General features: G+C 63.4%; 14 protein-coding genes. 7 read left to right on the plus strand and 7 right to left on the minus strand.

What is annotated here, in order from left to right:
• Nucleotide 1 precedes the first annotated feature (1 nt).
• Nucleotides 2–667, minus strand: a complete 666-nt coding sequence (gene tmk, locus NV382_RS11170; RefSeq protein ID WP_260596828.1) for a dTMP kinase — start codon at nucleotides 665–667, stop codon at nucleotides 2–4.
• Here tmk and NV382_RS11175 point away from each other — a divergent pair.
• Nucleotides 655–2097: a B12-binding domain-containing radical SAM protein gene (locus NV382_RS11175; protein ID WP_260596829.1), complete on the plus strand. Its 1443-nt coding sequence runs from the start codon at nucleotides 655–657 to the stop codon at nucleotides 2095–2097. The genes tmk and NV382_RS11175 overlap by 13 nt on opposite strands.
• 222 nt (nucleotides 2098–2319) lie before the next feature.
• On the opposite strand, the gene NV382_RS11180 is transcribed toward NV382_RS11175, so the two are convergent.
• Nucleotides 2320–4344, minus strand: a complete 2025-nt coding sequence (locus NV382_RS11180; RefSeq protein WP_260596830.1) for a M13 family metallopeptidase — start codon at nucleotides 4342–4344, stop codon at nucleotides 2320–2322.
• 176 nt (nucleotides 4345–4520) lie between these two features.
• On the opposite strand from NV382_RS11180, the gene NV382_RS11185 reads away from it, so the two are divergent.
• From NV382_RS11185 to NV382_RS11200, 4 genes are read left to right on the plus strand one after another with little or no spacing between them, the layout of a single operon-like run.
• Nucleotides 4521–5282, plus strand: coding sequence for an ImuA family protein (locus tag NV382_RS11185; RefSeq protein WP_260596831.1), 762 nt, complete (start codon nucleotides 4521–4523; stop codon nucleotides 5280–5282).
• On the plus strand, nucleotides 5197–6987 hold the full coding sequence (locus NV382_RS11190) for a Y-family DNA polymerase (RefSeq protein WP_312026736.1): 1791 nt from the start codon (nucleotides 5197–5199) through the stop codon (nucleotides 6985–6987). Before NV382_RS11185 ends, NV382_RS11190 begins: the two co-directional genes overlap by 86 nt.
• The gene (locus NV382_RS11195; RefSeq protein ID WP_260596832.1) at nucleotides 6984–10247 is read left to right on the plus strand and encodes an error-prone DNA polymerase; all 3264 of its coding nucleotides are present in this window, start codon (nucleotides 6984–6986) and stop codon (nucleotides 10245–10247) included. The genes NV382_RS11190 and NV382_RS11195 overlap by 4 nt, the downstream gene beginning before the upstream one ends.
• A gap of 3 nt (nucleotides 10248–10250) precedes the next feature.
• Nucleotides 10251–10538 carry a hypothetical protein gene (locus NV382_RS11200; protein WP_260596833.1) on the plus strand — a complete coding sequence of 96 codons (288 nt, stop codon included), beginning with the start codon at nucleotides 10251–10253 and terminating at the stop codon, nucleotides 10536–10538.
• A 13-nt stretch (nucleotides 10539–10551) separates the two neighbouring features.
• On the opposite strand, the gene NV382_RS11205 is transcribed toward NV382_RS11200, so the two are convergent.
• Nucleotides 10552–11136 (minus strand): SOS response-associated peptidase, encoded by a 585-nt coding sequence (locus tag NV382_RS11205; RefSeq protein ID WP_260596834.1) that lies wholly within the window; start codon nucleotides 11134–11136, stop codon nucleotides 10552–10554.
• Between the two features lie 35 nt (nucleotides 11137–11171).
• Here NV382_RS11205 and NV382_RS11210 point away from each other — a divergent pair, with 35 nt between their 5' ends.
• Both NV382_RS11210 and rpsU read left to right on the plus strand, forming a co-directional pair.
• Entirely contained in the window at nucleotides 11172–11702 is a 531-nt protein-coding gene (locus NV382_RS11210) for an SOS response-associated peptidase family protein (RefSeq protein WP_260596835.1), read from the plus strand.
• A 556-nt stretch (nucleotides 11703–12258) separates the two neighbouring features.
• Nucleotides 12259–12459 (plus strand): 30S ribosomal protein S21, encoded by a 201-nt coding sequence (rpsU, locus tag NV382_RS11215; protein ID WP_260596836.1) that lies wholly within the window; start codon nucleotides 12259–12261, stop codon nucleotides 12457–12459.
• 70 nt (nucleotides 12460–12529) lie between these two features.
• Here rpsU and NV382_RS11220 read toward each other — a convergent pair whose 3' ends face one another.
• The 4 genes from NV382_RS11220 to NV382_RS11235 form a co-directional block, all read right to left on the minus strand.
• Entirely contained in the window at nucleotides 12530–13219 is a 690-nt protein-coding gene (locus NV382_RS11220; protein ID WP_260596837.1) for a hypothetical protein, read from the minus strand.
• Nucleotides 13220–13378: 159 nt separating this feature from the next.
• On the minus strand, nucleotides 13379–15043 hold the full coding sequence (locus NV382_RS11225) for a recombinase family protein (RefSeq protein ID WP_260596838.1): 1665 nt from the start codon (nucleotides 15041–15043) through the stop codon (nucleotides 13379–13381).
• The gene (locus NV382_RS11230; protein ID WP_260596839.1) at nucleotides 15036–15431 is read right to left on the minus strand and encodes a DUF2924 domain-containing protein; all 396 of its coding nucleotides are present in this window, start codon (nucleotides 15429–15431) and stop codon (nucleotides 15036–15038) included. Before NV382_RS11230 ends, NV382_RS11225 begins: the two co-directional genes overlap by 8 nt.
• A gap of 2 nt (nucleotides 15432–15433) precedes the next feature.
• Nucleotides 15434–15931 (minus strand): DUF3489 domain-containing protein, encoded by a 498-nt coding sequence (locus NV382_RS11235; RefSeq protein ID WP_260596840.1) that lies wholly within the window; start codon nucleotides 15929–15931, stop codon nucleotides 15434–15436.
• Nucleotides 15932–16001: the final 70 nt, after the last annotated feature.

The raw sequence follows: 16001 nt of genomic DNA on the forward strand, positions 1-16001 counted from the left end.
ATCATAGCATCGTCTGGATCACCTTCCAGATTTCGCTGCCCACTGTTGATATTGGCTGGTCACCATCGATGATCCTGCAGCGATCCGCATCCCGAGCGGCTACGTTGAGAAGGGCATCCCTTATCAAGCGGAAGTCCCGGGTGGCTTCCGAAGGGTCGACCTCGACCTGCCCCCTTTGCGTGCGTCGCCCCTGGGCGACCCGGAGCGGAATGTCGAGTACGATGGTGCGATCCGGCATCGTCGTGTCCACGACCACCTTTCTTGCCGCATCGTATAAGGGCCCCAGCTCAGTGGCGGAGACCGCGACTTGGAAGGCAAATGTCGAATCCAAGTAGCGATCCGAGATAACCCACTTGCCTGCATCAAGCGCCGGCCGCACGACACTCCGCACGTGATCATATCTTGCAGCGCTAACCAAGAGCAATTGCTCGACCGGAGAAAGTGTGCGTTGTGGCGCGGTCAGGATCGCTCTGATCTCACGACCTATATGGCCCCCATCTGGCTCCTTTGTTTGCACGACGCTCTTGCCGCATTCCCTTAGCCGGTCGACGAGCATTCCAACTTGCGCGGTTTTACCACTTCCATCGATCCCTTCGATACTAATGAACGGCAAGTCCGGCCCCCGACTGATAATCGCAAGATGGTGACAACCAAATGCATCGCTCAAATGCCATCGCGTTCGTATCTTCCGGCATGCTTTCGCCGAAGAAGCGCGACCACGTGCTTGCTCGACGACAGCTATACCTGAATTACGGCGCTCTGTCGCTGGCGACCATGCTCGACGCCGCCGGCTTCACGACCATGCTGCTGCACGGCGAGCATCGCGATCCGTCGGAAGTCGTAGATGAGCTCTTCGGGACAGGGGTCCTGCCGTCCCAACAGCCGCTCATGATCTCAATCCCGAGCTTCTACGCCCTCCCCTGGGCGCAGACCTTCTGCAGGTTGGTCCGACAGAGGGATCCCGAGGTTCGGATTATCATCGGAGGTCGCTGGGTGGTCGGTCCGGATGTTGACTGGCTGCGCTCGAAGATACCGCACGCGGACATCTTCGTTCCTGGTCTGGGCGAGCCGATCCTGAATAGCCTGCTCACCGCCAAGCCCGATCTGCGGCGCCTGCAATCGCCTACGCCGGACTTCACGCTAAACCACCGGCTGGTGAAAAACCATCTTCAGTATCAACCGAGCATCGAGGCCTCTCGAGGATGCGGCATGGGTTGCGCCTTCTGCGAGGAACGGGACATCCGGCTGGAGAAACTTCGACCTCCCGAGTTGATCGCGAGGTCACTTTCGGCGGTCCAGGCACAATATGACGGGTCAGAGATACATCCGTACCTGCAGGCGTCCATGTTCGTCCCGAATGTGCAATGGGGTTCCAGGCTCGTTGAGGCTGTGATGGACCAAGCTCCCAGAATCCCATGGCGGACGGAGAGCCGCGTTGATGCCCTGACGCCAGACACGGTCGCGCATCTCGCGCAAGCCGGTTTAGAAGTCCTCGACCTGGGACTAGAGACGGCTTCTCCCACACAGATACTTCATATGCGGAAGTCGGCGGATCCCGATCGATATCTGAGCCGCGCATCAGAGTTGCTGGCGGCATGTCGCCGACATGGCGTGCGGGCGAAGGTCAACGTCCTGCTTTACGCAGGCGAGACGACGAGAACTTTCGAGGAGACGCGCGCCTGGCTTGACGACCATGCCGGGATGATCGCGGGTGTCTCGGTTGGCCCGGTTATGGCCTATGGCCCCCCGAAGATCGCCAGCATCCTATTGGACGACTGGGCCGCCAGTGGTGCTGCGCCAGTCGATATGAACAGCGCCTTCGAGACCGGAATAACATCCGTCCACCTGAGCCGGGATTTCGATGCGGCTGCTGCCGAGGCGGCCAGCCTGTACCTCTCGCGGCGATACATGGATGTGAATGCCTACTTTCAGTTGAAGAGCTTTTCCTATTATCCGCGGAACTACACCCGTGCAGACTTCGACCAAGACGTGAAGCAGAGCAATCCAAACTCGCTCCCATTCCGTGAAGCCGACCGATCAGTTCAATCGTGTGTATCAAGTGCTCCGGATTCGACTGTTACGGCCGGTTCGATCTGAAGGCCAGCTGCCCGGCAGTCATTGTGAACGTACGGCTGCTTACCTCAGCTTGCTGCTCCAAAGCGGCCGGGCCGGTTCCCACCCGAACCCGACCCATCGGGCGCCGGGCGCCTACAGGGCGCTTGCTGGTGCCCCATCGCGCACGTGATAGTATGAAGCTTGACGAGACGCGGCACTACTTGCGCTCAAGTCTGCCGCGAACCCGCCAGATCGCTAATCTAATTAGCGCCAAACGCTGACGCGCTGCTCGGGTGGAAGATACATGGCCGCGCCGAGCTTTACGCCGAACGCAGTATACCAAGGCGCAAAATTGCGGACGATGCCGTTCACCCGATATTTCTCCGGTGAATGCGGGTCTGACAGGAGCTGCTGCCGCACCGCACCCTCCCGCCGCTTACCTTGCCACGCTTGGGCATAAGCGAGGAAGAACCGCTGATCACCGGTAAACCCGTCAATCACCGCAGACTCTCCGTGCCGGGCAACGTAGCGACGGTAAGCGGCATAGGCCGTCTCGAGACCGCCGAGATCTGCCAGGTTCTCGCCCAGCGTCAGCCGGCCCTTGATGTGAACGCCGGGGATCGGCTCATATTGGTCGAACTGCGAAGCGAGCCGATCCGCCTGCACGGTGTACTTCGCCGCGGTTTCCTTGGTCCACCAGTCGCGCAGCCGACCCTTTTCATCGAACTGACGTCCCTGATCGTCGAACCCGTGACCGAGTTCATGTCCGATCGTCGTCGCACCCGTTTCGGCATAGTTGACGGCTGGATCGGCGTTTGGGTCAAAGAACGGCGGTTGCAGGATCGCGGCTGGTAGTGTGATCTGATTGAGTGTCGGATCGTAGTAGGCGTTCACCGTCTGGGGCGTCATGTACCACAGCCCGCGATCGACCGGGTGCGGGAAACGGGCAAGCTGTAGGCGCCACTGGAACGTCTGCGCTGCGATGTTGTTCGCGAGCGGATCCGTACGGCTCACTGTTAGCGTGGAGTAATCGATCCATGTCTTGGGATGACCGACCCGAGGATCGAACGTGGCCAGCTTGGCAAGCGCCGCAGTCTTGGTTGGTGCATCCATCCAGCTCGCCGCTTCGATCTTGTCTTTGTAGGCCGCGATCATGTCCGTGACGAGCTCGTCGGCCTTGGCCTGGGTGTTGGCCGACCAGTAACGCTTGACGTACGCTTGGCCGACCGCCTCCCCTAATGCATCATCCATCAGGGCGATGCCGCGCTTCCACCGTGCCCTTTGCTCGGGCACGTCGTTCAGCGTTTTCGAGTAGAAATCGAAATTGGCCTGATCGAACGCATGCGGGAGAAACGACGCCTGCCCGCTGATGAAGCGGGCGGTCAGCCATTCCTTCCAGGTCGACAGCGGCACGTCGCCTAACCGCTTGGCAGTGGCTGCAACCGCGCTTGGCTCCGACACGTTGACCTTGGCTGCGCTCGCCAGTCCCATGGCGGCCAGGGTAGGCGTCCAGTCCATCTCGGGCGCCAGCTTGGTCAGCTGGTCACGCGTCATCGGGTTGTGGGTTGCAACCGGGTCGCGGCGCCGCTCGGGGGTCCACTGGTCCTGGCTGATCCGCGTCTCCAATGCGATGATTTGGTCTGCTTTGGCGGCTGCGTCAGCTATGCCCGCGAGAGTCTGGATGCGGATCAGGTACGCGCGATATGCCTTGCGGATCGCGTCGTATTTCTCGCCGGCCAGCAGGTAGTAATCGCGGGTCGGCAGCCCCAGACGAGCTTGGCTCGCATCAACCATGTAGCGGGTCGGATCATCCGCGTCTGCCGAGATACCGATGTTGATCGGCGCCGGGTACCCTGGCTTCATCATCAGCTGGACGAGTTGAGGACGCGTGCGCACGGCGGAGATCGGGGCAAGCCAATGATTGAGCGGCGCCAGCCCGCGCGCTTCGATCGCGTTCTCGTCCATCCAGGCGGCATAAAGGTCACCGACCTTGCGCTCGGTAGGCGAGCCAGGCTTTGCCGCCGCTTGTTCGACGATCTGCCGCACCTGCCCCTCGATCTCGTCGGGCAGGTCGTAATTGTACCCTGCGCCCGACTTGTCCGCCGGAATTGGGTGATCGCGCAACCACGTCCCGAGCGAATATGCGTAGAAATCATCCCCCGGCTTAACCGAGCGATCCATGTTTTGGAGCTCCAACCCGAAGCTGCCGTAGCGCGGCCGACTTGCCTGCGCCGATAACGCCACGGGCACGGCGGTGAGGACAAGTGCCAGCAGGATGGATCGACGCATTTCTTACTCCGGATAACTAGCGCCGATCTACCATGGCACGTTTCACTAGCAAGCAGCTCGCTGCTTGGAATCCAACGATTTTGCTTTGGTTATCGAACCACCGAGGTCGGCTAAATGCCTTGACCAATCAGCGCCCGCAGTGGAACATAAAGCGAACATACCGAGTCTAGATCATCATGTCCGTCGCTGCCGAGTCGCTTACCCACACCCTAGTCCAACTACGCACGATCGCGACTCCCGTGACCGATCACCGCATCTTGCCGTTCGGGATTTGCGAGCTGGACGGGCGCCTTGGTGGTGGCGGCCTGCGAGCCGGCGCGCTTCACGAAGTCGCTGCTCTCACCTGCTCGCTGGTCGATGATGCGGCGGCTACGCTGTTTCTGGCAGGCATCGCCGCCCGCGAGGCTCATGCCACGGGCGGCCCGGTGCTATGGGCGAGTTGCCGCAACGATCTTTACGCGCCTGGACTCGAGCAGGCAGGCCTTCCCTCCTCAGCCGTGATCTACGCGCAACCGCGTGACGATGCGGCATTGCTCGCGGTCATTGAGGACGCAGTGCGCGACGGAACGCCAGCGACCGTGGTGGCGCAAGCGGGCAAGATCTCCATGGTGGCGACGCGCCGGCTGCAGCTTGTCGCCGCTGAAGCGGACATACCAGTGCTTCTGCTCCGGCGGCGGCGTTCACGTGAACAGGATCCGTTTTCCGATCCATCAGCTGCCTGGACGCGCTGGCGGATCGCGAGCGCGCCGTCAGCACGCCTCAGCGTCTCCGGCGTCGGACGAGCGCGCTGGCTGCTGGAACTCGCACGCCAGCGCGGCGGCGAACCTTTCTCTCTAACGGTGGAGGGCTGCGATGAGACGGGTCGTCTCGCTGTTCCTGCCGCACTTGGCCATCGAGCGGCTGAGACGGCTGGACCGGCACGTAATGTCGCGGCCTGAGCGCGTCGCGCTCGAGCTGCCCGTCGATGACGATCCCGGCGCCTGCTCCGTTCCTCGGGGCGGCGGCTGGCGACCAGGCGCGCATTGGGCGCGTGCCGACATGCCAACAAGGGGGGATGTGGAAAGCCAGATCGCGGCGCTCCCGGCACACTCGCGGCCACCCATGCGCGAGCTCGGGCGCCGATCGGAAGCCGCACCCCATGCGTTCCACAGAGCAAAGCCGGCGGGTACGCCTAAGACGACCGCAGCCATTGTTGCCGCTTTCCATAGGTCGCCGCTTGCGTTGATTGCCAAGGTCGGGCGACGTGAGGAGGTGGTCGCCGCTTGCGACGGGGCAATAGCATTGGGGATCAGCGTCGGCATGGCCGCCACCCATGCCCGTGCGCTGGTGTCGGATCTCGACTTCCGTCCCGCAGAACCGGACGCGGATGCGGCGCTTTTGGATCGCTTGGCGTTGCGCGCGGTTCGGCGGTGGTCGCCCATTGCCGCCGTCACGCCCGCGGATGGGCTATGGTTGGACCTGACCGGGTGCGACCATCTGCACGGTGGAGAGGAGAGATTCTGCCAGCGCTTGCGTGCCTTCTGCCAGCGTGCGGGCTTCACTGCCCGCGTTGCAATCGCTGACACGCCGGGTGCGGCACACGCTGTCGCGCGGTTCGGGTCTGCCGACGTCGCCATCGTCGCACCGGGCAGAACCGTTGCGGCGATCAGCGGCTTGCCCATCGCCGCCCTGCGGCTCAGCGGCACGGCGCTGGTTGCGGCACGCAGGTTCGGGTTTGATCGGATCGCCGACATTCTGCCGATCGCGCGTGGTCCGCTGGCGCGCCGGCTCGGATTGGCTGCGATCACGAGACTGGATCAGGCGATCGGCGCTGTTGCCGAGCCTATCACCCCGCGGGACGATGCGGCCGTGCCCCGCGTCGAGCGCCGGCTGCTGGAGCCGATCGTCACCGCCGAAGCGATCGCGCAGGTCATGGAGGATCTGCTGGACGATCTGGCCGAGCTGTTGCGAGCAAGAGGGCTCGGCGCACGCTCATTGCGGCTGGGCGGCCTTCGAGTGGACGGCACGGAGCAGACGGTCGCCATCGGTACGTCGCGACCTACCCGCGAGGTCCGTCACCTGCTGCGCCTGATGAAGCTCAGGATCGAACGCATCGACCCAGGCTTGGGTCTGGAGCAGTTTTACCTTGTGGCGCCGCACACCGAGCCGCTCGATGCTATCGACTTGGGCGCTGTGCTCGCCGGTGAGACGCTGGTCCGCGACCCGGCGCGTCTGGTTGATGTGGTCGCCGGCAGGATCGGCGAGCGAGCAGTCTTCCGGGTCGCGCCGGTCGAGAGCCATGTGCCGGAGCGCGCGGTCACGCGCGTGAGCCCGATCGACACGCCGCGTTCATGGCCCAGGTGGATCCGACCCGTCCGGCTGTTCGCGCGCCCCGAACCGCTGTCGCGCGTGATCGCGCTCCTGCCCGATCAGCCACCGCGCCGCTTCGAGTGGCGTGGACGTGCCTACAAGGTAGTAGCAGGCGATGGTCCCGAACGGATCCACGGCGAATGGTGGCGACGTGACGCCGAGGTATGGGCGGTGCGCGACTACTACCGCATCGAAGACGAGACCGGCGGTCGCTACTGGGTGTTCCGGCGCGGCGACGGGTTCCTGGAGGACACCGGCGATCTCAGCTGGTGGATGCACGGCGTGTTCGCATGACGGACTATGTCGAGCTGCAGGTTCTCACCCACTTCTCCCTACTCCGCGGTGCATCGAGCCCCGATGAACTGTTCGCGGCCGCCGCGCTGCTGGGGCTCGACGCACTGGGCGTGTCCGACATCGGCACTGTGGCAGGCGTGGTTCGCGCCTGGGAGGCACAGAAGGCGACCGGGGTTCGTTCGATCGCCGGCAGCAGCATCGATCTCGCCTGCGGACGTCGGCTGCTGCTGTATCCGACCGATCGTCCGGCCTGGTCGCGCCTCACGCGGCTCCTGACCATCGGCAAGCGGAGAGCAGGCAAGGGCAAGTGCGAACTCCACTGGCACGACCTCGAACCATGGTCGAAGGGAATGATCGCGATCCTGCTCGCGGAGGAGGCAAGCGACGCCAACGCCGCCGCCCTTGCGGAGCTCAAAGCGGTCTACGGCAAGCGCGGCTACATGGCCCTGTACCAACGACGACGCCCGAACGATGCGGTGCGCATAGATGCGCTCGCGCGACAGGCCGCCGCCGCCGGCGTCCGCCCCGTGGTCACCGGTGACATTCTGTATCACGCGCCCGAGGCGCGGCTGCTGCAGGACGTGGTGACCGCAGTGCGCGAGAAATGCACCGTCGACGAACTCGGCTACCGGCGCGAGGTGAACGCCGACCGTGCGCTCAAGTCCCCTGCTGAGATGGTCCGGCGGTTCAAGGCGTATCCAGACGCGCTGCGCGCCAGCGTCGACATAGCGCGTGCGTGCACCTTCGATCTTGGCGAACTGGCATATCAGTATCCGCACGAGCGAGTGATCGAGGGGCTGAGCGCACAGCAGGGACTCGAGCAACTGGCCACCGAAGCGGTCGAGCGGATGTTCGATGGAGCCGTGCCGGCAGCGTACAGCGACCAGATAGCACACGAGCTGAGGCTGATCGCCGAGCTTGGCTATGCCCCTTATTTCCTGACCGTCTACGCGATCGTGCGCGAGGCGCGTCGCCGCGGCATTCTGTGCCAGGGGCGTGGATCGGCCGCAAACTCCTGTGTCTGCTTCGTGCTCGGCATCACCTCGATCGATCCCATCAAGCATGAGCTGCTGTTCGAGCGGTTCGTGTCGGGCGAGCGCCGCGAGCCGCCGGACATCGATGTCGACTTCGAGCATGAGCGGCGCGAGGAGATCATCCAGTGGATATATGAGACCTACGGTCGCGACCACTCGGCGCTGACCGCGGTCGTGCAGCGCTACCGCGCGCGCGGCGCTGTGCGCGACGTGGGCAAGGCGCTCGGGCTACCTGAAGATCTGACGTCGTCACTGGCTGGTCTCGTCTGGGGCTGGTCAGCCGAAGGCGTTGGCGAGAAGCAGGTCGATGAGTTGAACTTAGACATCGGCGATCGCCGGCTAAGACTGACGCTGGAGCTCGCGCGAAAGCTGATTGGGGTGCCGCGCCACATGTCGCAGCATCCCGGCGGGTTCGTCCTGACCCATGACCGCCTCGATGACCTCGTGCCGATCGAGCCCGCCGCGATGGAGGATCGCCAGATCATCGAATGGGACAAGGATGACATCGACGCGCTGAAGTTCATGAAGGTCGATGTGCTAGGTCTGGGCATGCTCGGCTGCATGAACCGCGCCTTCAACCTGCTTGAGGAGGCCAAGGGCATACGGATCGGCTTGGCTGACCTGCAGGATGACGATCCGTCGGTATATGCCATGATCCAGAAGGCGGACACGCTCGGCACCTTCCAGATCGAGAGCCGCGCGCAGATGTCGATGCTGCCGCGCATGAAGCCGCAGCGGTTCTACGATCTTGTCATCCAGGTCGCGATCGTCCGACCAGGGCCGATCCAGGGCGACATGGTGCACCCGTATCTGCGTCGGCGCGACGGTCTCGAGAAGCCCGAATACCCACGGCCGGAACTTCGCGCCGTGCTCGAGAAGACGCTGGGTGTGCCGCTGTTCCAGGAGCAGGCAATGAAGGTAGCGATCGTGGGTGCAGGCTTCACGCCGGCCGAGGCCGATCAGCTGCGGCGTGCCATGGCGACCTTCAAGCTCACCGGCGGCGTGTCGCACTTCTCGGACAAGCTGATCGGGGGCATGGTCGAACGGGGCTATCCGCGCGACTTCGCCGAGCGCACCTTCCGCCAGCTGGAAGGGTTCGGCTCCTACGGCTTTCCAGAGAGCCACGCCGCCAGCTTCGCCAAGATCGCCTATGCGTCCGCCTGGATGAAGCACCATCATCCGGATGTGTTCTGCGCGTCCCTCATGAACGCCATGCCGATGGGCTTCTATGCGCCGGCGCAGGTTGTGCGAGACGCACAGCAGCACGGCGTGCCCGTCCTGCCGCCCTGCATCAATGCGAGCAGGTGGGATTGCACGCTTGAGCGGACCGGTGGGCGCTATCTGGCCGTCCGGCTTGGCCTGCGGCAGGTCCGTGGCCTGTCCAATGCCGACGGGGCGGCGATCGTCGGCGCACGTGAGCTGACGCCGTTCGAGTCCGTCGAGGATGTCTGGCGGCGGTCCGGTGTTCAACGTGCCGCGATCGAGAAGCTGGCTGACGCCGACGCATTCCACGCCTTCGGTGCCGATCGCCGGCAAGGGCTTTGGAAGGTCAGAGGTCTGGGCGAAGCGCCGCTGCCGCTGTTTGCAGCGGCCGACCGGGCGGACGAGGCCGTCAGCGCGGAAGGGATCGAGCCGGCCGTCGAGCTGCGCCCACTGACCGACGGTCGGGAGGTGATCGAGGATTACCGCGCGCTGCAGCTATCGCTCCGTGCCCACCCGTTGGCCTTTGTGCGTGACGAGCTGACACGACGCGGTGTTGTCAGATGCGCGGATCTCGCCACCATCCGCGACGGACGCCACGTCGAGGTCGCCGGCATCATCCTCGTGCGACAGAAGCCCGGCTCGGCCAAGGGCGTGCTGTTCATCACGATCGAGGATGAGACGGGCATCGCGAACGGCATCCTGTGGCCGGACCGCTTCGAGCGCCAGCGCCGCACCGTGATGTCGGCTTCCATGATCGGCATGAAGGGTCGCGTGCAGAAGGAAGGCGAGGTCATCCACGTCATCTGCGACAGGATCATCGACCATGGCGATCTGCTGTACCGGGTCGGCGAGATGTCGTTTCCGCACCGCACCGACCGCGGCGACGGTGCCAAGCATCCTGGCTCACCCGATCGCGGCGACAAAGGCTGGAGCCCGGAGCCCCGCAACAGCTACTGGCCACCACACGCCGACGGCATGGACCCGGAGGAAGTCGTCCGGTTCAAATCGCACGACTTCCGCTGAGCCGTGCAGAAGCTCGCACGGCACCAGCGCGTTGTCATCGCGCTGTCGGTTCACATCCTGCGCGGCGGTGTCGCCAAGTGCTCGGACGCGCGGGTCGATGTAGTCGAGGTCCGGCTGGCCTTGCGCTGCCTGCTACCCCACTGCCCCGAGCGATGGCCGCTGGAGCTCTATTGGGATGCGGCCAAGCAGGAGAACGACATCGGGCGGGCGCAGGGCGTCACCGCAGCGTTCAACGGCATCGTCCGCCAACTACGCCGCGCAGGGCGATATGAAGACGTGCCGGACCCGTAACACCTGCCCTCCGCTAGCCGGCCTGCTCAACGAGCAGGCTGCCAGCGGGCAGCGGCCTAAGGATCTCCTTTGCTGGAACGGCGGGATCAAGCCACGCCGCCCAGTCCTGGCGATTGAGGATGGCGATCTGTCGATCATGGTACGGGGCGATGTCGGGGCCGGGTTCCATGGTGAGCATCGTGAAGGCTTCGCCTACTGACGGGTGGGATCGCCAGAGACCTGCAATGCAGAACCATGGCTCGCCGACCTTGGTGAAGAGCCACTTGTCCTTGCGCTTCTTCTTCGGGTCCGCGGGTGCTGTGAACTCATAGAAGCCGTCAGCGATGATGAGGCACCTGCCGGAGGTGAACTCGCGACCGTCGGAGCGGAAGTTGTAGACCGGCTTACCGGTGGGTCCGGGCCAGCTCCAGCGGCGTTGGACGAGATCGCCTTCGCCCCGCTCAATCGTGCGGACGATTGGCGCGACATCGGTGATCTTGATGTCAGCCCGTGCCTCGATGTTTGGCACGCCTTCCGAAAACTTGATCTTGATCTTCAGGTCAGCGAAGTCCTCCGCGATCGTCGCAGCATCCACCTCAAGCCGATAATCGTTGCACATGCCCAGTCCCGTCCTCCGGGTTGCTCCCGGCGCTCGTGCTCAATACGTTCGCCGCGATGACCGCCAGTCCTTTCGACCCGGATGCGCCCATAGGTTCACGTCGTGCCATCATTAGGCGGAACAATGACGACCTGGAAATGGTCGAACTGGCGTGGGGCCTCAAGCCTTTCGCTCCGAACGGGCGCCCTTACCGGTTTGAGCGCTCCGAAGGGCGGAGCTTTCCATCTAATCGGTGCCTCATCCCAGCGTCGGAGTTTCACGTCGCCCAAAACGGGCGACGCTATCGGTTCGTCCTCGCCGAAGGTGACTGGTTTTATCTCGCCGGGATCTGGCAACCGGGTGGTAAGCATTGGCCCGAGTCCTACGCCATTCTGACCGTTGCCGCGAACCCGGAGGTCGCACGCTATCAAGAGCGGCAAGGCGCCGTGCTCCTACGACATCAGCGCATGGACTGGCTTGACGCCACTGTGCCGGAGGCTGAAGTCCTTCAACCGGCCCCAACACGAAGCTTCAGGGTGGAGCAGATTGCCGGCGCGGAAGCGGCGCAGCAGTCACTTCCACTCTGATCAGATCGGACGTGCCGATCTCCACGCACCGCGGCGCACACGACATCATGCCGTTCGCGATCGGCAAAGCGGACGCCAAAGGCAGACAGACACGACAGGTCCATCTACCGTCATCGGAATGGCTGGCGATCGCATCTCACAGCGGTCATTCAAATCGGGCTGCTGCCCCGCCTGCCATAGGGACAGGCTTGGGACCGGAAGGGGTCGGCACAGGTTCAAGCCCGCCTTCGTCTCGATACCAGGGCCGTTTCGGTAACGGCACACCGAGGCGCCTATGCAGTTCGATGAGAAGCGCCTTTTCTTCCGCTGTAGGACGGGGCGTACCGACGAGATCCTTGACTGGCATTACGTCCCTCCCTCAGCAGCTACATCTGAGCCATAGCACGTTTGGTGGCCCACGCGGCGTTCGCTTTTCCGCAGTTTGTGACCAAGAGCCGACTGTCGCTTTCCCAACCTAACGAACAGATTGTTCGCTCGATTCCTACCTTGGCTTGTACATCCGCCGGATTTAAAGGGTCAGTGCTCGACAGAGCGCGACAGCCGAAAGCCCGCAAGTATGCAGATCATCGTTCGCGACAACAACGTCGACCAAGCGCTCCGCGTCCTGAAAAAGAAGCTCCAGCGCGAAGGCGTCTATCGCGAAATGAAGCTTCGTCGGCACTATGAAAAGCCATCGGAGAAGCGAGCACGTGAGCGCGCAGCTGCAATCAGCCGTGCTCGCAAAGCAGATCGCAAGCGCGCCGAACGAGATAGCTAATCGTCGGCTGCGCCGCGCGCGCGCGCGGCAGCGATCGCCGCAGCGCAGGTGAAGCTCTGACTAAGGAGGGCTACTGCCGGATATGGTCAAGTCGCGCATACGCTGTACCGACCTCCACCTCCAGCCGGTCACCGCGCGGGTCCAACGCCATCGCCGGGGTGTCGAACGGCTCGACGTCGCTAGGGTAATAGGTGAAGCGGTAGCTGTTGGGCCCTCCTCGGGTTAGCCGCACTTCCTGCAACACCTTCCTGTCAGAGGATCTAACGATCGAGAAGCTCTGCGCGGCGCCAAGTTCGTCTGGTGAAGACAGATGCTGCCCATCGCTCATGTAGTAGAGACTGTTGGATTCGGGCCACGTCACTCCCAGTCCCTCGGCTGGCGTACCGTCCGCGTTGATAACGGTTACGGACAGGCCCTTCGACGCATCGCGCTTCGGGGTCCCTGACTGCTCAAGTCGGACGGGACCGGGCCGGTTGTGAATGTGGATGTAAGGACCATCCAGTGTCCAGAAGCCTTCCGCTTTAATGAAGTCGGCATCGTTCTCGCCAGACTTGATGTGATACAATGCCGTGTGGTCAGCATTCAGGTGCACGTCGATCTTCATGCCGTCTGCGCGTTCGACATAGCGGTATTTCCCGATGAGCACGCGCTCGTCCTGGATGAACACGGGAACGCTGTTCGAAGGCAACTGCGCTGCGGCGGGAGTGGCCACCATCATCAGCAAAAGGGCAAGAACCTGCTTGTGACGGATGCTGATCATCAAAGTGCTCTCCTTGGCCCTGCTTTGCTGCGTGTATTTGAACGAAGCACGGTGGCAGCTTTCCTGCGTAAGACGTTCTCACTTTGCAACCGCGGCTGACCTACGATCAGCACGGCGCGCGCGCCTGTGCAGAACATCGTCGCAGGCGAACGATTAAAGCTACGATCCCATCATAGAGGCTTGCGCATCCCACTCCAAGGGCCAGTCCGTATTCAGGAGCTTACGCGGCGTAAGTGACCGTGGCTGCCGCCCTTCGACAATGGCAGTGGCGATGTCAGGCGACAGCCAGGACAGCCGGATCAGCCGGGCGATGCGGTGGCGGCAACGCTGCTGTTCGTTGGCAATGTCACGGATAGTTCGGTCGGGCGAGGCGAGCACCAGATCGCGCGTTGCGCGGGCCTCAGCGAGCAAAGCGACCAGCTTAGGGTCACGAGCCAGTGCCGTGCTCGCAGGTCCGGCCAGTACGAGCTTGGTCGCCTTGCCCTCGCGTACCTTGCTCGCCGCAACAGTGAGCACCAGCAGTGTGTCGTTCTGCGGTGTCGGCAGGTCCAGTGTTCGAGCCAGCCCGCCGCGATCGATGGTGATTTTAATTTCATCGCCGGTAAGTGCGATCGAAGTCACCAGCTTCGAGATGACCGATCTCATCTTCACCTGGTCCAGCAACCGCTCAGCCGCCTCCCCTGCCCGCTCGACCAGCGCGCGTATGTGTAGGGCGGAGGCGCCGGGGCCAGCGAGCGCCGCGATCTCGCGAAAGTCGCGGAAGTACGCGATCAGCCGGGTGACCACCGCGCTTTCCACATCGGCTGCCGGCATGCGCCACGCTTCGGGAGCACCAGGCCGCAGTTCGGCGGCGTGCGTGACATAGTAGCGGTATCGCTTGCCCTTTTTCACCGCATGGCTGGGTGTCATGCGCCGGCCATGTCCATCGCGCAGAACCCCCGCTAGAAGACTGGTGCAGTGGCTGTTGCGGGTTCGCCTGTTGCCAACCCGGTTGTCCGCGGTGCGCTGCTGAACACGTGCCCACAAATCATCATCGATGATCGGCTGGTGCTCGCCCTCGTGCACTTCGCCCTTATGTGCCACCTTGCCAATATACACCTGGCTGGACAGCAGGTGACACACCGTGCCGCTCTCGAACGGTATGCCGCCGACCGTGCGGTTGGCGACCTTACGCAGCCGGGTGCGGTAGCCACCCGCGCGGAGCTCTTCGACCACGTCCCGCACCGAGCCAAGCTCGGCATAGCGGGCAAAGATGTGCCGCACGGTGGCAGCTTCAGCTTCGTTGATGACGAGCTTGCAGCTCTGAACGTCGTATCCGATCGGGGCCAGCCCACCCATGAACATGCCCTTGCGCTTGGATGCCGCAATCTTGTCGCGGATGCGCTCGCCGGTCACCTCGCGCTCGAACTGCGCAAAACTCAGCAGTACGTTCAGCGTCAGCCGGCCCATGCTGGTCGTGCTGTTGAGCGACTGCGTCACCGACACGAACGACGCCCCGCGTGCATCGAGCACCTCGACAATACGGGCGAGGTCCGTCAGCGCACGGGTGAGGCGATCTACCTTGTAGACGACGATCGTGTCGACCTTGCCTGAGGCAACATCGGCCAGCAGGCGCTTGAGCCCCGGTCGTTCCATGTTGCCGCCGGAATACCCGCCATCATCATAGCGTTCGGCAACCTCGATCCAGCCTTCGTGTCGCTGGCTGAGGATATAGGCGGAACCTGCCTCATGCTGCGCATCAAGGCTGTTAAACTCCTGCTCCAGCCCTTCCTCGGTGCTCTTGCGGGTATAGATTGCACAGCGGATGATCTTCCGGTCATCCATATGCGCCGACCCCGAAGAACCGAGGACCGGACCAGGCGACCCCGGTCACCTCGCGCGCGATGGCAGAGAGCGAGCGGTACATGCGCCCCTCCCACAGCATGCCGTCTACCGTGACATGGACATCGATCGTACGACCGTTCCACTCACGTACAAACCGGGTGCCGGTTGCGATCTCGGGCGCGACCTTGTTGCCGCTGGCCAGTGCTCGCGACAAGGTTGCCGACATCTTCCCGATAGCGTGTTCCTGCATCCGGTAGGCGATACCGCGCCGGAGCAGGTCCGCTGCGATGCGCGGTGGTTCCGACCGGCAGATGCGTTGCCACTCCGCTGGCAAGTCAGCGGAAGGTAGCGCGATCAGCGTCGCCAACTCCTCGTCGATGCTCGCCATGATCAGGCGACCATCGTGATGGAGTAGCAGGTCACGCCATCCCGCTTGCTCTTGTCCAGCACGTGACCCTTCTTGCGCAGGCCGGTCAGCGCAGCGCGCGTGGTGTGCGGCAGCCAGCCGGTGGCCGCCACAAGCTCGTCGAGCGTGGCGCCGTTGTCACGCTGCAGCAGCTCGACCACGAGGGCCGCCTTGCTCTGCTTCTTTTCCACTGGCGAAATCGAGCTTTCGTCCGCAGGCGTCTCGGCGACAAGCGCGATCGCTTCGCGCCCTGCCGTGGAAATGCTGACGCCGTATTGAGCCTCGCCATCGCCGCGCCAGGCCAGCTTATTGTCAGCGACCTCGCTTTCTTCGATCAGCTCGCGTTTGAGCAGCGAGCCAATCGACTTGTTGATCGCTGGACGTGGCGCGGTGATGGTGGTCGGGAGCGGCAGCAGACTACCGCCTATCTGCTGTGCGGCGTGGGACAACAGCACGAGCTGCGTGTCGCTGAGTTTTGTCATGTGGTGGTCCTTCGTGCGGGACCGGCACCTTGCCGCTCCCCACCGACCACAGCCTCGCCAGTCGCGCTGG

It is taken from the genome of Sphingomonas endolithica, from assembly GCF_025231525.1.
GTDB lineage: Bacteria > Pseudomonadota > Alphaproteobacteria > Sphingomonadales > Sphingomonadaceae > Sphingomonas > Sphingomonas endolithica.